The organism is Paenalcaligenes hermetiae (assembly GCF_039543645.1).
Lineage (GTDB): Bacteria > Pseudomonadota > Gammaproteobacteria > Burkholderiales > Burkholderiaceae_B > Paenalcaligenes > Paenalcaligenes hermetiae.
This window is the reverse complement of the sequence record NZ_BAABKD010000002.1, coordinates 331,282-346,480: the sequence shown is the minus strand read 5'-3', so window position 1 is coordinate 346,480 and position 15,199 is coordinate 331,282. Positions and strand designations below refer to the sequence as shown.

At 47.3% G+C, this 15,199-nt stretch carries 14 protein-coding genes; 9 read left to right on the top strand and 5 right to left on the bottom strand.

The genetic code is table 11. From position 1 onward, the window contains the following. The first annotated feature begins 8 nt into the window (after positions 1-8). Positions 9-908: an EamA family transporter RarD gene (rarD, locus tag ABD980_RS03290; protein ID WP_260649786.1), complete on the top strand. Its 900-nt coding sequence runs from the start codon at positions 9-11 to the stop codon at positions 906-908. Between the two features lie 42 nt (positions 909-950). On the opposite strand, the gene ABD980_RS03285 is transcribed toward rarD, so the two are convergent. The 3 genes from ABD980_RS03285 to ABD980_RS03275 form a co-directional block, all read right to left on the bottom strand. Beyond that, entirely contained in the window at positions 951-1,655 is a 705-nt protein-coding gene (locus ABD980_RS03285) for a Bax inhibitor-1/YccA family protein (RefSeq protein WP_260649785.1), read from the bottom strand. Positions 1,656-1,731: 76 nt separating this feature from the next. Continuing rightward, positions 1,732-2,172 carry a DNA polymerase III subunit chi gene (locus ABD980_RS03280; protein WP_300647549.1) on the bottom strand — a complete coding sequence of 147 codons (441 nt, stop codon included), beginning with the start codon at positions 2,170-2,172 and terminating at the stop codon, positions 1,732-1,734. Positions 2,173-2,175: 3 nt separating this feature from the next. Next, positions 2,176-3,669, bottom strand: coding sequence for a leucyl aminopeptidase (locus ABD980_RS03275; RefSeq protein WP_345369560.1), 1,494 nt, complete (start codon positions 3,667-3,669; stop codon positions 2,176-2,178). A 55-nt stretch (positions 3,670-3,724) separates the two neighbouring features. Between ABD980_RS03275 and lptF the strand changes: the two genes are divergently transcribed. The 3 genes from lptF to ABD980_RS03260 all read left to right on the top strand — a co-directional run bounded on the left by lptF (position 3,725) and on the right by ABD980_RS03260 (position 6,327). Beyond that, entirely contained in the window at positions 3,725-4,840 is a 1,116-nt protein-coding gene (gene lptF, locus ABD980_RS03270) for an LPS export ABC transporter permease LptF (RefSeq protein ID WP_345369558.1), read from the top strand. An 83-nt stretch (positions 4,841-4,923) separates the two neighbouring features. Further along, a complete protein-coding gene (locus tag ABD980_RS03265; protein WP_300647546.1) occupies positions 4,924-5,865 on the top strand; it encodes a CysB family HTH-type transcriptional regulator in 942 nt (313 codons plus the stop codon). Between the two features lie 138 nt (positions 5,866-6,003). Next, a complete protein-coding gene (locus ABD980_RS03260) occupies positions 6,004-6,327 on the top strand; it encodes a DUF2325 domain-containing protein (protein ID WP_345369556.1) in 324 nt (107 codons plus the stop codon). A gap of 45 nt (positions 6,328-6,372) precedes the next feature. Here ABD980_RS03260 and ABD980_RS03255 read toward each other — a convergent pair whose 3' ends face one another. Continuing rightward, positions 6,373-7,002 carry a C40 family peptidase gene (locus tag ABD980_RS03255; protein ID WP_345369555.1) on the bottom strand — a complete coding sequence of 210 codons (630 nt, stop codon included), beginning with the start codon at positions 7,000-7,002 and terminating at the stop codon, positions 6,373-6,375. Positions 7,003-7,423: 421 nt separating this feature from the next. Next, the gene (locus ABD980_RS03250) at positions 7,424-9,070 is read right to left on the bottom strand and encodes an electron transfer flavoprotein-ubiquinone oxidoreductase (RefSeq protein ID WP_345369553.1); all 1,647 of its coding nucleotides are present in this window, start codon (positions 9,068-9,070) and stop codon (positions 7,424-7,426) included. Positions 9,071-9,342: 272 nt separating this feature from the next. Between ABD980_RS03250 and ABD980_RS03245 the strand changes: the two genes are divergently transcribed. The 5 genes from ABD980_RS03245 to kdsA all read left to right on the top strand — a co-directional run bounded on the left by ABD980_RS03245 (position 9,343) and on the right by kdsA (position 15,180). Next, positions 9,343-10,035: a CoA transferase subunit A gene (locus ABD980_RS03245; protein WP_260650869.1), complete on the top strand. Its 693-nt coding sequence runs from the start codon at positions 9,343-9,345 to the stop codon at positions 10,033-10,035. Between the two features lie 9 nt (positions 10,036-10,044). Further along, positions 10,045-10,698: a 3-oxoacid CoA-transferase subunit B gene (locus tag ABD980_RS03240; RefSeq protein WP_300647543.1), complete on the top strand. Its 654-nt coding sequence runs from the start codon at positions 10,045-10,047 to the stop codon at positions 10,696-10,698. Between the two features lie 62 nt (positions 10,699-10,760). Beyond that, positions 10,761-12,572, top strand: coding sequence for an aminopeptidase P family protein (locus ABD980_RS03235; protein WP_345369550.1), 1,812 nt, complete (start codon positions 10,761-10,763; stop codon positions 12,570-12,572). 67 nt (positions 12,573-12,639) lie between these two features. Then, a complete protein-coding gene (gene pyrG, locus ABD980_RS03230; RefSeq protein WP_300647541.1) occupies positions 12,640-14,292 on the top strand; it encodes a CTP synthase in 1,653 nt (550 codons plus the stop codon). A gap of 45 nt (positions 14,293-14,337) precedes the next feature. Beyond that, positions 14,338-15,180, top strand: coding sequence for a 3-deoxy-8-phosphooctulonate synthase (gene kdsA, locus ABD980_RS03225; RefSeq protein ID WP_345369661.1), 843 nt, complete (start codon positions 14,338-14,340; stop codon positions 15,178-15,180). Positions 15,181-15,199: the final 19 nt, after the last annotated feature.

The following is a 15,199-nucleotide window of genomic DNA, read 5'->3' as shown; positions in this document are numbered from 1 at the left end:
GAGCCATTATGGGGCAGGGTATTGCTTTTTCAGTCAGCGCTTCTTTTTTGTTTGCGGTTATTTATTATTATGCCACCGTGCTTGAGCCGCTAACAGGGGGGGAGGTCTTTGCGTGGCGTATTGTATTAGGGATTCCTGCGCTGGCTTTAGTGATCACACAGCTAAAACGCTGGGATGAGGTCAAAGCAGTCACACACCAAGTGCTTACTGATTTTCGGTTTTTTTTATGGCTGCTATTGAGCGCGGTGTTGTTTGGTACACAAACGTGGCTATTTGTTTGGGCCCCCTTACATCAAAAGGCGTTGGACGTTTCTTTAGGCTATTTTCTATTGCCTTTGATTATGGTGCTGGTGGGACGGATTTTTTATCAGGAAAAGCTAAGCGCATGGCAGTGGTTAGCGGTGGCGTGTGCTGCTGCTGGGGTATTGCATGAGTTTTGGCGTGTGTACTCATTTTCGTGGGCAACGGCATTGGTGGCATTTGGTTATCCACCGTATTTTATGTTGCGGCGTTATTTGCGGATAGGGGCTTTAACCTCGCTTTGGTTTGATTTTCTCTTTCTACTCCTTCCCGCATTCTATGTATTGTTGTCTCAAGAAGTGACGTTGGCACAACGATTTTTGGAGCAGCCGCGCTTTTTTTGGCAAGTACCATTATTTGGTCTGATTAGCTCCATTGCTTTAGTTGGCTATCTAAGCGCAAGTCGTTTGCTGCCTTTAGGGGTTTTTGGTTTATTAGGGTATGTAGAGCCGATCTTGTTATTTTGGGTGGCTTTTTTGCTTTTGGATGAGCCAATCGCTGCGCAAGAGTGGTGGACCTATATTCCGATTTGGACGGCGGTGGCGCTGATGACGGCTGAAGGGGTTTGGCGGGTTTACCAAGACAGTCGGGCAGGAAGATTAAAATAAAAAATATCGCAGCGTGATGCTGCGATATGGAGAAGTGAAAATTTAGTCGCGATCGCCGCCTAACACACCTAATAACATCAATAGGTTACTAAAAATATTATAAAGGCTGAGATACACGGCAAGGGTGGCGCTAATGTAGTTGGTTTCGCCACCGTTAATGATACGCTGCAAATCGACCAGTAGAAAAGCAGAGAAAATACCGATCGCCATCACAGATAGGGTGAGCATCAAGGCTGGGATCTGTAAAAAGATATTGGCCAGTGATGCCACAATGAGAATAACAGCACCGATAAACAGGAATTTTTGCATACCGCTAAAATCACGTTTTGTGGTGCTAGCAATAACTGACATGGTGCCAAATACTGCGGCGGTTCCACCAAAGGCCAACATAATGAGTTGACCGCCATTGCCCATACCCAGCACAAACCCGAGTAGGCGAGAGAGCATGATCCCCATAAAAAAGGTAAATGCTAAAAGTAGCCCCACACCGGTGGCACGGTTTTTATTGCGTTCAATTAAAAACATCATGCCAAAAGCACCCGCTAAAAAGACAATAGCGCTTAAGCCAGGGCTAGAGCCAAAGACTTGGGTAATACCTGTTTTTAGGCCTAGCCAGGCACCTAAGACGGTAGGGATCATGGAGATCGCTAATAATAGGTAGGTATTGCGTAAGACGCGATGACGTACAGCTAACTGTTGGGTTTGACCCAAGCTAGAGGGAGAAAGATCAGGACGAGATGTATTCATAAACGTTCCTTTACCGCAAAATAGATAATAGCTAAAGAATAGCTGACAAATAGCTGACGAATCAAGTCTAAGTCGCCTATGAGTAATTGAGCTTATGCCCGCGTACGTCGTAGTTTAGCTGCTGATATTGACGCCATCGTTGCCGTGCAGCTTGCCTGTCTTTTTCATTTTCAGAAACGATCTCTAATATACGCTGAAAGGGCGTAGGTAGAGGCGGACAAGAGGGAGCGAGATTCAGTAGCCATGCTGCGTCAGCAGGGCTTTGTGGATGGGGTTGTGGCGGTTGAGTACTTAACCAAATAGGGGTTTGTGGGGCAAGAGGATCATCCACAAAGACATGGGGAATAAAGGCGGTGGGCTCAAACCCCCACAACATACGATCAAAGCGTTGTAGTTCGCGTAGTTCGGGATGGTAGATAATCAGTTTGCGCCCAGCTAAATAGTGTTTGCGCACCACATCGCAAGCGGTGCGCAAACGGTTGGGCGCGCCGAAAGCAAAATCGACGCGAGTTGTCATGGTTTAAGCATTTACGGTTTGGTTAATTAGGTACTGGACAAGCAAGGGCACAGGACGGCCTGTTGCGCCTTTGTTTGCTCCACTATTCCAAGCGGTACCAGCAATATCTAAATGCGCCCAAGCGTAGTTTTCGGTAAAGCGAGCCAAAAAGCATGCCGCTGTAATTGAACCCGCACCGGGGGTGCCAATGTTTGCAATATCAGCAAAATTAGATTTCAGTTTGGCTTGGTACTCGTCAGAAATAGGTAGCTGCCACACGCTATCGTTAGATTGCTGGCTTGCCTCTTTAAGCTGTTCAGCAAGCGCATCATCGTTACTGAAAAGACCGCTATTGATATCGCCCAGAGCCACAACGCAAGCACCGGTCAAGGTGGCAATATTGATCACAGAAGCGGGTTTAAAGCGCTCGGCATAGGTTAAGGCATCACATAGTACGAGACGTCCTTCGGCATCGGTGTTGAGAATCTCAATGGTTTTGCCAGCCATGGAGGTGACGACATCACCGGGCTTGTTGGCTTTGCCGCTAGGTAGGTTTTCGCACGCCGCAATAATACCAATGATTTCACGGTTGAGTCCTAGTTCGGCCACAGCACGCATGGAGCCCAACACACTGGCTGCGCCCCCCATGTCGTATTTCATTTCGTCCATGTTGGCGGCAGGTTTTAAGGAAATCCCGCCCGCATCAAAAGTTAAGCCCTTGCCGACTAAGACCAAAGGGGCTTCATCGGTGCTGTTTGCTGGACTGTGTTTTATCACAATAAAAACGGGGGGTTCATCGGAGCCTTTAGCCACCGATAAGAAAGCACCCATTTTTAAGGCTTCTATCTGTTTGCGTTCTAAGACTTCGACTTTGATCGAGTCAAACTCATCGGCGAGTTTTTTCGCGGTATTGGCCAAATAGGTGGGGGTACAGATATTGGGTGGTAGATCCGCCAATAGGCGAGTGAGGCTCACCCCATTCGCTATGGCTTGGCCTTGGCTCAGGCCGGTTTGTGCTTCGGCTGCCTGCGTTGGCGCGCACCAAAGCGAAAACTGAGCAATAGCTTGGCTTTGGTTCTTTTTTGATAAGGTGGCATCGTAGTGGTAGTTAGCGGCCCCAACAGCTTGTGCCGCGGCTCGGGCGCGGTCTGTTAGGGTGTTGTCTGTTGTATCAATGCTGGCAAGGGTGGAGACCGCCTCGGTAAGCGAAGCCGATTTACAATAGTTGGCAAAGGTGTTTTCGGCAGCAGCATGCGCTTTGGCGTTATACTTTTTTTGTTCTCCTAAGCCAATTAAAACGACACGCTTGGCTTGTACACCAGGCAACTGGCGTAAAACCAAATGGGTTTTAGCATCGGCTTTGAATTCATGAGCGAGTACTTCACGCAGTGCCCCTGCGCTGGCTTGGTCGATTTGCTCGGCGGCTGGGCTTAATTTTTGCTCTTTAAATACACCTACCGCCAGGGCTTCTGTTTGAATTTGGGCTAAATCTGTTGTTGTTTGTGTGCTAAATTCCATAATCATTCCCTAAAAAATTGGCGAATTGCCACGATACCTGTCTATTGTCTCATATATGTCTTTATTTAAACGCACCGTTATTTCTGAAATACTCAGTCATGCTGGGGTTGTTTTGTCTACACTGCTTATTGTATGGCTAAGTGTATTGCTCGTGCGCTTATTGGGCGAGGCCGCAGGTGGAAGCATCGGGCCCGAGGTTGTATTGAGCTTAGCCGTCTTTTCGAGTTTAACGGCTTTACCGGTTATTTTAACGGTTTCTTTATTCATTGCAGTGCTAAGCACGGTCACCCGCAGCTATCGAGAATCGGAGATGGTGGTGTGGTTTACTAGTGGCTTATCTCTGCGGGATTGGGTGCGTCCGGTTTTATTTTGTGTGGTGCCGGTGGCGTTGCTTATTTTGTTGCTGACATTTTATGCCTCACCTTGGGCATATCGTCAAATGTCAGAGTATAGACAACGCTATGAGTTACGTTCCGACTTAAGCAAGGTTACCGTCGGGCAGTTTATTGAAACTGAAAATGGGCAACGGGTGTTTTTTACCGAGTCCCCTGAGTCTGCCGATGATGAGCTCGGCAAAGTCGTGGCTCGAGTCATCGATGAAAATGGTTGGGTGAGTGTTATCACCGCAGATAGCGCGCATGTAGAAACACAAGCCAATGAAGATCGGTTTTTGGTGTTAAGTCAAGGTCAGCGTTATGATGTGCGTCCCGACGATGCACAATTACGGCTCGTGCATTTTGAGAACTATGGGGTACGCTTGGAAAGCAAAGACGATCAAAGCCACCCCGATGCCATTCGCGCTAAAGCAGAACAACAGATCAAAGGTCGACCAACCGAGCAGTTAATACAGGATCAAACAGATAAAGCTCGGGCACAGATTATGTGGCGTTTAGCGATGCCGTTGGCTATTTTAAACTTATGTTTGTTAGCTATACCGCTAGGCGCGGTTAATCCACGTTTAGGTAAATCGGGTGATGTATTATTTGCTGGGCTGATTGGTCTGTTGTATATGAATCTGATCAATTTATCCCGAGGCTGGATTGCGAATGGGGTGCTCGATATGTGGCTTGGTGGGCTAGGCGTGCATGCGGTATTTTTTGGTTTTATGCTGTGGATGTTTTGGTTACGTTTACGAATAAAAGCACCTAAAAATACAGTGAAATCTAGTTAAAAAAACAGTAAGCATATAGCTAAATTGCATAAAGTTTTATATCTATATTCTATATAATAAGATGATAACTAGGGGGATTTGATATGAATCTACAGCAATTTCGCTTTGTGCGCGAAACCATTCGGCAAAACTTTAATTTAACCGATGCCGCTCGATCGTTGTTTACCTCTCAGCCTGGTGTCTCTAAAGCCATTATCGAGCTAGAGGATGAGTTAGGGATACAAATTTTTGAGCGCCATGGTAAACGTCTTAAAGGCTTGACTAAGCCTGGGGCAGCTGTGGCTGAAGTCATTGATCGTATTATGCGCGAAGTGGATAACTTGCGTCGTGTGAGTGATGATTTTGCGCGCCATGACGAAGGCGCTTTAGTTATTGGCTGTACCCATGCGCAAGCGCGTTATTTATTGCCCAAAGTCATTCCGGCGTTTCGAGAGCGTTTCCCTAAAGTTCATATGTCCTTAGCCGAGGGTAGTCCCCCGGTTCTAGCACAAATGGTTTTGCATGAAAAAGCGGATCTAGCTATTGCGACGGAAACCTTATCTCAAACCCCAGGTCTGATCACGTTACCTGTCTATTCTTGGCAGCATACGGTGGTGGTGCGACCAGATCATCCTTTAGCTGACTTGCCTTCTAATCGTGCCGAAGCATTAAGCCTAACCGAGCTGGCTAAATACCCCATTGTTACCTATGACCATGCTTTTTCCGGTAGAACGGCGATTGATGAGGCGTTTGCTAACGAGGGCCTAACCCCGGACATTGTATTAGAAGCCATTGATGCGGATGTGATCAAAACATATGTTGATGTGGGGTTGGGTATTGGTATTATTGCTGGAATGGCATTTGACCCGCGCCGTGATAAAGGCTTGGTGGGGCTGCCGGCTGGCCACTTGTTTGGTACACATCAGACAAGAGTCGCCGTTAAAGAGGGCATGTTTATCCGCGATTATTTGTATGTATTGCTGGAAATGCTTAACCCAGACTTAGGGCGCGATGTGATTGAAGCCGCGCTTAACGAAAATAATTAATAACAATTTAGAGCACAGCCCAATCAGCGCTGTGCTTTTTTATGCTGATTTGGTCTACGCTTATTCGTATAAGATCGTTTGACAATCTAAATGAGAATGATTATCATTTAGTTGAAATCAACCAGTGGAGACTTTGTTATGTCACAACGTATCAGTGCTGTTATTGTAGGAGCAGATCGTCTGGGGAATATTCCAGCGTTGTTAAATACACATAACATAAAAATAAAACAACATATTAGCGGCAGAGAACCCTCACACCAGAAAAAAAACTTGGCTTTGCCCTCGGGTACAGAGCTATTGATTTTGTTGACTGATTTTCTTGGACATAATGTGATGAAGGCATTTCGATCTGCGGCTCAACGGGGTGGGGTAAAGGTGGTTGCGTGTCGTCGGTCTATATGCAGTGTAAAGGCAGCATTAACTCAAGAGGGATTCTGTGAGGATTGTCCCTATAAACAGTAAGCTCAAATCATAAAAAAAGCCGCTCAAATTTGAGCGGCTTTTTTATTATTTTGCGCTGGCTAAGCGACGAGCGCCGTTATAGCGTTTTTTCCAGTAATTGATATTCATGTCCTCGATACGAACTACGGAGCCGGTGCTGGGAGCATGTACAAACTTGTTGTCGCCTAAATATATACCAACATGGGAGAAACGTTGGCCACTGGTATTGAAAAAGACCAAATCTCCTTTTTGTAGCTCATGGCGTTTGATGCTTTGACCAAGACGTGCCATTTCGGCCGAGCGGCGAGGAAGTTTCAAACCTAAGGATTTTTCTGCTACATAGCTGACCAAACCGCTGCAATCAAAACCACTGGATGGGGCGCTGCCACCAAAACGGTATTTCACACCTAAATAATTTAATGCGGTAGATGCAAGACCGTGATTGCCTTTGGGGCTGTGATCGGCAGCAGTATGAGCACTATAGGTGGTGATGACATCGGTTTTACCACGGTTAGCGAGGTAAGCGCCGAGCGGGTCGGATTGGGTTTCGTAGGCGTATTCTTGGTTGAGTTGATCAAGAAGAGCTTGAGCATCGGCGGTGTCGGGGCCTTGGGTTGTGGCACAACCAGTTAAAAATGCTATAGCACATGCGATCCCAATACGCGCGGGCGAGAGTAAACGTGATAATGAGGACATAATTTGTTATTTGTTATGGCTTGCTAATGTGGGTGAGATCACAACTAAGATAACAGGAGATGATGACAAAATCGGGTAACTATCCCCTGAAATCTAGCAAATTGAACAACATCAAGCTAGAAGTTTACCTAAGCTGTTAAGGAAGGTAAACCGTAAAAGCCCGCGCTGTATAAGAGCACAGTGGTTTAAGATGGCATGGGGATCATATTAAAAAATGGTTTTTAGCAGAGATAGATTGCTATAGGTATTTTTTTAATAAAAATCACGATTTCATAGATATAAAAATGGTTATGGGGTAAGAATTAGGAAGGTTGCAACAAAATAATGTGAATGGTATCAAAAAGTGATGTTGTTTTTTTGCAGCCATTAGATAATGGAGAAGAAAAAACCCCACTATGAAGTGGGGCAGGAAGTGAGTTATTTACATACCTGAGTAGACAGGACCTTCCCCTCCCTGAGGGGATATCCACACAATATTCTGAGTAGGGTCTTTGATATCACAGGTTTTGCAATGCACGCAGTTCTGTGCATTGATTTGTAGCTGGTCGGCACCAGTATCGTCTTTAATGAACTCATAGACACCGGCAGGACAATAACGGCTTTCTGGGCCGGCGTATTCAGCTAAGTTAACACGTACCGGAACACTGGAGTCTTTAAGGGTAAGATGGATAGGTTCATCTTCTTCGTGGTTCGTGTTGGACAAATAAACGGAGCTCAGCCGGTCAAAGGTTAAGACGCCGTCGGGTTTAGGATAATCGATGGGGGCACACATAGCCGCAGGCTGTAGGTAAGCATAGTCAGGCTTGGTGTTTTTAAGTGACCAAGGCATTTTACCTTTAAAAATCAATTGCTCTATACCTGTCATTAAGGTGCCAACAGTACGTCCTTTTTTGAACCACTGCTTAAAATTACGAGCCTTGTTTAATTCATCATATAGCCAAGAGCGTTCAAAAGCATGGGGGTAGGCATTGAGCTCATCCTGTTGGCGACCAGAGCGGATCGCTTCAAAGGCGGCTTCTGCTGCTAACATGCCGCTTTTAATCGCAGCGTGGCTCCCCTTAATGCGGGAAGCATTTAAAAACCCAGCTTCACAGCCAACCATAGCGCCACCTGGAAATACGAACTTAGGCAAAGCCAATAGCCCACCCGCGGTTAAAGAGCGGGCACCGTAAGCGATCCGTTTGGCGCCCTCAAACGTGGGGCGAATGGCGGGGTGAGTTTTATAACGCTGAAACTCTTCAAATGGGGATAACCACGGGTTGGCATAATCCAAGCCCACTACTAAACCTACGGCTACTAGGTTGTTATCTAAGTGGTATAAGAATGCGCCACCATAGGTGTCGGGGTCTAATGGCCAGCCGGCAGTGTGCATGACTAAACCGGGTTGAGCGCGTGAAGGATCAATTTCCCAGAGCTCTTTGATACCAATGGCGTAGCTTTGGGCGTTTCTCCCTGCATCGAGTTTGTATTTTTCGATAAGTTGCCGACCTAAGTGACCGCGAGAGCCTTCTGCAAAAATAGTGTATTTAGCCAAAAGCTCCATACCCGGCTGGTAGTCGGGCTTATGAGAGCCATCGCGGGCAACCCCCATATCTCCCGTGACAATGCCTCGTACCGCGCCATCATCGGTGTAGAGCACTTCAGCGGCAGCAAATCCTGGGAAAATGTCGACTTCTAGAGCCTCGGCTTGCTCTGCTAACCATTGAGCAACCTCGCCTAAGCGGACCACATAATTGCCTTCGTTTTTAAAACAGTCCGGTAACATCCATAAGGGAGTGCTACGAGCCTTGTCCTCGCTAAGGAAAAGAAACTGATCTTCGGTGACCGCTACGTGTAGCGGTGCGTTCTTCTCTTGCCAGTCGGGGATAAGTTCTGTCAAAGCGCGTGGGTCCATGACGGCGCCAGATAAAATATGGGCTCCTACCTCTGCTCCTTTTTCTAGCACACAGACGCTTAATTCTTGATTTTGCTCTGCGGCAAGTTGCTTTAGACGTATGGCGGTAGCAAGCCCCCCTGGCCCAGCCCCCACGATGACCACATCGTATTCCATCGATTCGCGTTCAGACATGGATAGTTTCTCCGTGATAGTTGTTGATTAGGCAGCGGCAATGAGGCTGCATAAGGAGTGAATGCTCTTAATTGTATGGCAGATCGGATTAAGGGATAGAAAATTGAGGGAATTCCCTTGTTATTTCCCCACTCAAACCTACGAGAGATCGCTATACTTATAACTAATCAGTTGTCTTTGCTCTTCTGTTGTAGCAGGAACAAAATAAGAAAACAATAATGACTCATGACGTATACTTTACGTTAACGTCAATTTTTATAGGAGCTGTCACTATGGATAAGGTATATGCCAGTGCGACCGAGGCCCTCAAAGACCTCGTGGCAGATGGACAAACCATTGGGGTTGGAGGTTTTGGGCTATGTGGTATTCCAGAGGCTCTGATCGCGGCACTGCGTGATTCGGGTGTAAAAGATTTGACGTGTGTTAGTAATAATGCTGGGGTAGATGGGTTTGGCTTAGGCTTATTGCTGGAAACCCGCCAGATTAAAAAAATGATTTCTTCCTATGTGGGGGAAAACAAAGAGTTTGAACGGCAATACCTTGCTGGCGAGCTTGAGTTAGAGTTTACCCCTCAGGGTACCTTAGCCGAACGCCTACGTGCTGGCGGAGCGGGTATTCCTGCTTTTTTTACGGCCACTGGGGTCGGAACCATTGTGGCAGAGGGCAAAGAGGTGCGCGAATTTGATGGTCAACAATACATCATGGAACGTGCTATTGTGCCGGATGTTTCTTTAGTTAAAGCACATATTGCCGATCGTAGCGGTAACCTGATTTTCCGTAAAACGGCTCGTAACTTTAACCCTAATATTGCGCAGGCTGGCAAGGTGACAGTGGTAGAAGTAGAGAAAATCGTGGAGGTGGGCGAATTAGATCCCGATCAGATTCATTTACCCGGTATTTTTGTTCACCGTATTGTTTTGAACGAAAACCCAGAAAAACGCATTGAGCAGCGTACCACACGATAGGAGGTAATCATGGCTTGGACTCGAGATCAAATGGCAGCCCGTGCGGCACAAGAACTACAAGATGGTTTTTACGTTAACCTGGGGATTGGTATGCCGACCATGGTAGCTAACCACGTGCCCGAGGGCATGCAGGTCTGGTTACAATCCGAAAACGGATTATTAGGTATTGGGCCTTTTCCGCGCGAGGACGAGGTAGATGCAGACCTAATCAACGCAGGCAAGCAAACTGTTACCACCTTGCCAGGCTCGTCTTTCTTTTCTTCGGCTGACTCCTTCGGCATGATTCGAGGTGGTAAAATTAATCTAGCCATCTTGGGGGCGATGCAGGTTTCTGAAAAAGGGGACCTTGCGAACTGGATGATCCCCGGCAAAATGGTTAAAGGCATGGGCGGGGCCATGGATTTGGTCGCTGGAGTGGGGCGAGTGGTGATTTTAATGGACCACGTGGCGCGTGCTAAAGACGGTACCGAATCCTTAAAAATCTTGCCCGAGTGTACTTTACCTTTAACCGGGGTGGGAGTAGTCGATTTAATTATTACTGATCTAGGGGTGATAGAGGTCACACCGAATGGATTAAAATTACTGGAGCTGGCCGATGGCGTGACGCTAGAGGAAATCCAATCCAAAACGGGTGTCCCTTTAGATGTGTCTGCAGTGGCCTAGATTGTTAATATAATCATGAAACAGGCACGCTGGGTCGTGCCTGTTTTCTTTTGGGGTAGTCAATGTCGGTTTATGATTCTCGTCTTCAGCAGTTGCGTCAGGCTATGCAACAAGCTGGAATTGATATCTATGTAATATTAAGCTCAGATCCGCACTTATCTGAATATCTGCCCGAATATTATCAAGCTCGTGCATGGTTAAGCGGCTTTACTGGCTCGGCAGGGTCGTTGGTGATTACAGCGGATTTTGCAGGGTTATGGACAGATAGCCGTTATTGGGTACAGGCGCAGCAAGATCTGGCGGGCACGGCGTTTATTTTGATGCCCTGGGGCGATCCACAAACCCCAGATATGCTGGAGTGGGTGGCGCAAACGGCACAAGCTGGGCAGGTCATAGGCATAGATAGTCAGGTGATGCCACAAAGCCAGTTTGCCCAATGGCAAAATATGGCGCAAGCCCATCAGTTATCCATACAGGGGCAATGGGATTTAATGACGTCGATTTGGGTGGATCGTCCCGCCTTGCCCCAAGCTCCTATTTATGTGCATGAGCCCCCGTTTGCGCTACGTGATGTAAAGCAAAATATTCAACTAGTGCGTCAAGCAATGGCCGAGCAGCAGGTGCAGTCTCATTTGCTATCGAGCTTAGATGATGTGGCGTGGTTACTTAATTTACGTGGGCAGGATGTGCAATACAACCCCGTTTTTTTAGCCCATGTGTTATTTACTGAAGAGGCTGTGACCCTATTTGTTGATATGGCCAAAGTGTCTGCTAAAGTAGCTCAGCATCTATATCAACATCAGGTTGATGTTCAGCCTTATACGTACCTAGCACAAGCATTAGCCGCTTTACCTGAGCACAGTCGTTTATTAGTTGATCCTAATACTGTCACCGCAGGGGTGTTGCAGCATGCAGCCCAAACGCAGTGGGTGTTCGCGCCTAATCCTTCTACTGGAATAAAAGCGTGTAAAACCCCTGCTGAGCTTGAGCATGTACGTCAGGTGATGGCGTATGATGGCGCTGCGTTATGTGCGTTTTTTGCGTGGTTTGAGGACACCGTCAAGCAGCGGCCTATAGCGGAAACGGAAATCCACGAACAAATTACAGCGGCACGTGCGCAACAGCCACATTTTGTTAGCCCTAGTTTTGGCACGATTGCTGCTTTTGGTGCAAATGCAGCTATGCCGCATTATCAAGCCACAGAGCAAGCACATGACATGATCACTGGGAATGGTCTGTTATTGATTGACTCTGGGGGGCAGTACTTGGGGGGAACAACTGATATTACGCGTGTTGTGCCTGTGGGTACGCCCACTCCAGAACAAAAGCGGGATTACACCTTAGTGTTAAAGGGGATGATTGCTTTATCCCAAGCCGTTTTTGCCAAAGGGGTTACTGGTCAGCAGCTTGATGTGATCGCGCGGATGCCATTATGGCAGGCAGGGGTGGATTTTGGTCATGGTACAGGTCATGGCGTGGGTTATTTTATGAATGTTCACGAGGGTCCCCAATCCATTTCTTGGCGGCGCCGGGCTGATGCCACTCCTGTGCCGATGCAACCCGGTATGATAACCTCTAATGAGCCCGGCCTTTATCGTGCCCAACAGTGGGGGATACGGATTGAAAACCTGATCGCTTGTGTGGAAAAAGAGCAAAACGACTTTGGTCATTTTTATGCTTTTGAGAGCCTAACACTTTGTCCCATTGATGTGCGTTGCATTGAGACCACGCTATTAAATTCTGCGGAAATCGATTGGTTAAATGCTTACCATAAACAGGTCTATGAGCGCTTGAAACCGTTGGTTTCCGGCTCGGCCTTACAGTGGTTAGAGCAAAACACTCAACCTTTAGCAACAACAAATTGTTCCAACTAAGGCGCGGTAAACGGTATAATTCAAATTTCCAGTTCTTGCCTGATTTGCATCAGGATTGTTATTCACAATGACCACCAAATACGTATTTGTCACCGGAGGTGTTGTATCCTCCCTAGGTAAAGGTATTGCAGCGGCCTCTTTAGCTGCCATCCTTGAGTCACGCGGATTACGTGTGACCATGCTCAAGCTTGATCCCTACATCAACGTTGATCCAGGTACCATGAGCCCATTTCAACACGGTGAGGTTTTTGTTACCGAAGACGGAGCAGAAACGGATTTAGACTTAGGGCACTATGAGCGTTTTATTTCAACGCGCATGCGTAAAGTTAATAACTTTACTACAGGCCAAATTTACGAATCGGTATTACGCAAAGAGCGACGCGGGGATTACCAAGGTAAAACCGTCCAAGTCATTCCTCACATTACAAACGAAATCCAAGACTTTATTGCGCGTGGCGCTAAAGCAGCTTACAACGGCGAAGCCGATGTGGCGATTGTGGAGATCGGTGGTACGGTAGGGGATATCGAATCCTTGCCCTTTCTAGAGGCAATTCGTCAAATGAGCTTGCGTTTAGGGCGTAATAATACCGCTTTGGTGCATTTGACCTTGGTGCCGTTTATTCCTTCTGCAGGGGAACTAAAAACCAAGCCCACTCAGCATTCGGTACAGAAGCTGCGTGAAATCGGTTTATACCCAGATGCGTTATTGTGTCGGGCAGATCGTGAAATTCCTGATGAGGAGCGCGCTAAGATCTCTTTATTTTCTAATGTACCGCTGGATGCGGTCATTTCGGTTAAAGACGCTGAAACGATTTATGAGATCCCTGCCATGTTACACAGTCAGGGGCTAGACAATTTAGTTTGTGACGCGTTGTCCTTGTCGCCACCTCCTGCTGATTTGACGATGTGGGATAATTTGGTTCATGCGCTGAAAAACCCAGAGCATGCAGTACGTATTGCCATGGTAGGTAAATACGTCGAGTTAACGGAGTCGTACAAATCTTTATCCGAAGCACTGACACACGCAGGTATTCATACGCGTACAGACGTACAAATTGAATATATCGATTCGGAAGATATCGAAAAGTCGGGGACAGGCGCATTGGATGGATTTGATGCTATTTTGGTGCCCGGGGGCTTTGGTAAGCGTGGTACCGAGGGCAAGATTCAAGCAATCCGTTATGCACGTGAAAACAAAATCCCTTATTTGGGCATTTGTTTAGGGATGCAACTAGCAGTAGTAGAGTTTGCACGTCACGTGGCGGGTTTAGGCGGCGCAAACAGTACCGAGTTTGATCCATCTGCGGCTCATCCAGTTGTGGCCTTAATCACCGAATGGAAAGATCGCGAAGGTCGTGTTGAGCATCGTTCGGGTGATGAGGATTTAGGTGGCACAATGCGCAAAGGGGCTCAAGAATGCCCTGTTAAAGAGGGTACTCGTGCTTATGAGATCTATGGCCCGTGCGTTAATGAACGTCATCGCCATCGTTTTGAGGTCAACAATGTATATGTGCCGCGCCTCGAAGAATCCGGCTTAGTGATTAGTGCTCGGACTCCTACCGAAAGCCTACCCGAAATCATGGAGCTGCCCGAGGCTAAGCACCCATGGTTTATGGGGGTGCAGTTTCATCCAGAGTTCACTTCCACACCGCGTGATGGGCACCCTTTATTTATTAGCTATATACAAGCGGCTTTAGCCCACAAAGCACAGTCTAAATAAATAAAATGCACCGCTTTGGCGGTGCATGTTTTTGTGAGAATGCCAATGGAGTTATGTGGTTTTCAGGTTGGGATCGACCAACCCTTTTTCTTAATAGCTGGCCCTTGTGTGATTGAATCGCGTCAGATGGCTTTTGACACGGCGGGGTATTTAAAAGAAATCACCGATGAGCTTGGCATCCCTTTTATTTATAAAAGTTCTTTTGATAAAGCCAACCGTAGCTCCGTCGCCTCGTACCGCGGTCCTGGCATACTCGAAGGTCTGCAGATTTTAGTCGATGTGCGGGAACATTTTGGGGTGCCAGTGCTAACTGATGTCCATGAAAAAGAGCAGGTGGATGATGTAGCGGCGGTGGTGGATGTATTGCAAACTCCTGCGTTTTTATGTCGTCAAACGGACTTTATTCAGGCTTGTGCTGCAACCCTAAAACCTGTCAATATCAAAAAAGGGCAGTTTTTAGCGCCTCAGGATATGAAAAATGTGGTGGATAAAGCCCGAGCCGCTGCGCTTGATGCGGGCGGAGACGGGGATACCATTATGGTTTGTGAGCGTGGGGCTTCTTTTGGTTATAACAACCTAGTGTCGGACATGCGTTCACTGGCTATTATGCGGGAAACCGGCTGCCCCGTTGTGTTTGATGCGACGCATTCTGTACAGTTGCCGGGAGGACAGGGGGATCGGTCGGGGGGGCAGAGTGAGTTCGTGCCGGTGTTGGCTCGAGCCGCAGTGGCTGCTGGTGTAGCAGGGGTTTTTATGGAAACCCATCCGAACCCAGCACAAGCCTTATCTGATGGGCCGAATGCTGTTCCCTTACAGCGTATGCATGCTTTATTAAGCCATCTTAAAGCCATTGATCAGGTGGTAAAAGCCCCAGGCGTATTGGATTAAGCCACCTATTATTGGACAT

What these genes read in the sequence shown, in the direction of transcription:
- rarD (WP_260649786.1), top strand. Translation starts at nt 9, where the DNA reads ATGGGGCAGGGTATTGCTTTTTCAGTCAGCGCTTCTTTTTTGTTTGCG.
- ABD980_RS03285 (WP_260649785.1), bottom strand. Translation starts at nt 1,655, where the DNA reads ATGAATACATCTCGTCCTGATCTTTCTCCCTCTAGCTTGGGTCAAACC.
- ABD980_RS03280 (WP_300647549.1), bottom strand. Translation starts at nt 2,172, where the DNA reads ATGACAACTCGCGTCGATTTTGCTTTCGGCGCGCCCAACCGTTTGCGC.
- ABD980_RS03275 (WP_345369560.1), bottom strand. Translation starts at nt 3,669, where the DNA reads ATGGAATTTAGCACACAAACAACAACAGATTTAGCCCAAATTCAAACA.
- lptF (WP_345369558.1), top strand. Translation starts at nt 3,725, where the DNA reads ATGTCTTTATTTAAACGCACCGTTATTTCTGAAATACTCAGTCATGCT.
- ABD980_RS03265 (WP_300647546.1), top strand. Translation starts at nt 4,924, where the DNA reads ATGAATCTACAGCAATTTCGCTTTGTGCGCGAAACCATTCGGCAAAAC.
- ABD980_RS03260 (WP_345369556.1), top strand. Translation starts at nt 6,004, where the DNA reads ATGTCACAACGTATCAGTGCTGTTATTGTAGGAGCAGATCGTCTGGGG.
- ABD980_RS03255 (WP_345369555.1), bottom strand. Translation starts at nt 7,002, where the DNA reads ATGTCCTCATTATCACGTTTACTCTCGCCCGCGCGTATTGGGATCGCA.
- ABD980_RS03250 (WP_345369553.1), bottom strand. Translation starts at nt 9,070, where the DNA reads ATGTCTGAACGCGAATCGATGGAATACGATGTGGTCATCGTGGGGGCT.
- ABD980_RS03245 (WP_260650869.1), top strand. Translation starts at nt 9,343, where the DNA reads ATGGATAAGGTATATGCCAGTGCGACCGAGGCCCTCAAAGACCTCGTG.
- ABD980_RS03240 (WP_300647543.1), top strand. Translation starts at nt 10,045, where the DNA reads ATGGCTTGGACTCGAGATCAAATGGCAGCCCGTGCGGCACAAGAACTA.
- ABD980_RS03235 (WP_345369550.1), top strand. Translation starts at nt 10,761, where the DNA reads ATGTCGGTTTATGATTCTCGTCTTCAGCAGTTGCGTCAGGCTATGCAA.
- pyrG (WP_300647541.1), top strand. Translation starts at nt 12,640, where the DNA reads ATGACCACCAAATACGTATTTGTCACCGGAGGTGTTGTATCCTCCCTA.
- kdsA (WP_345369661.1), top strand. Translation starts at nt 14,338, where the DNA reads ATGGAGTTATGTGGTTTTCAGGTTGGGATCGACCAACCCTTTTTCTTA.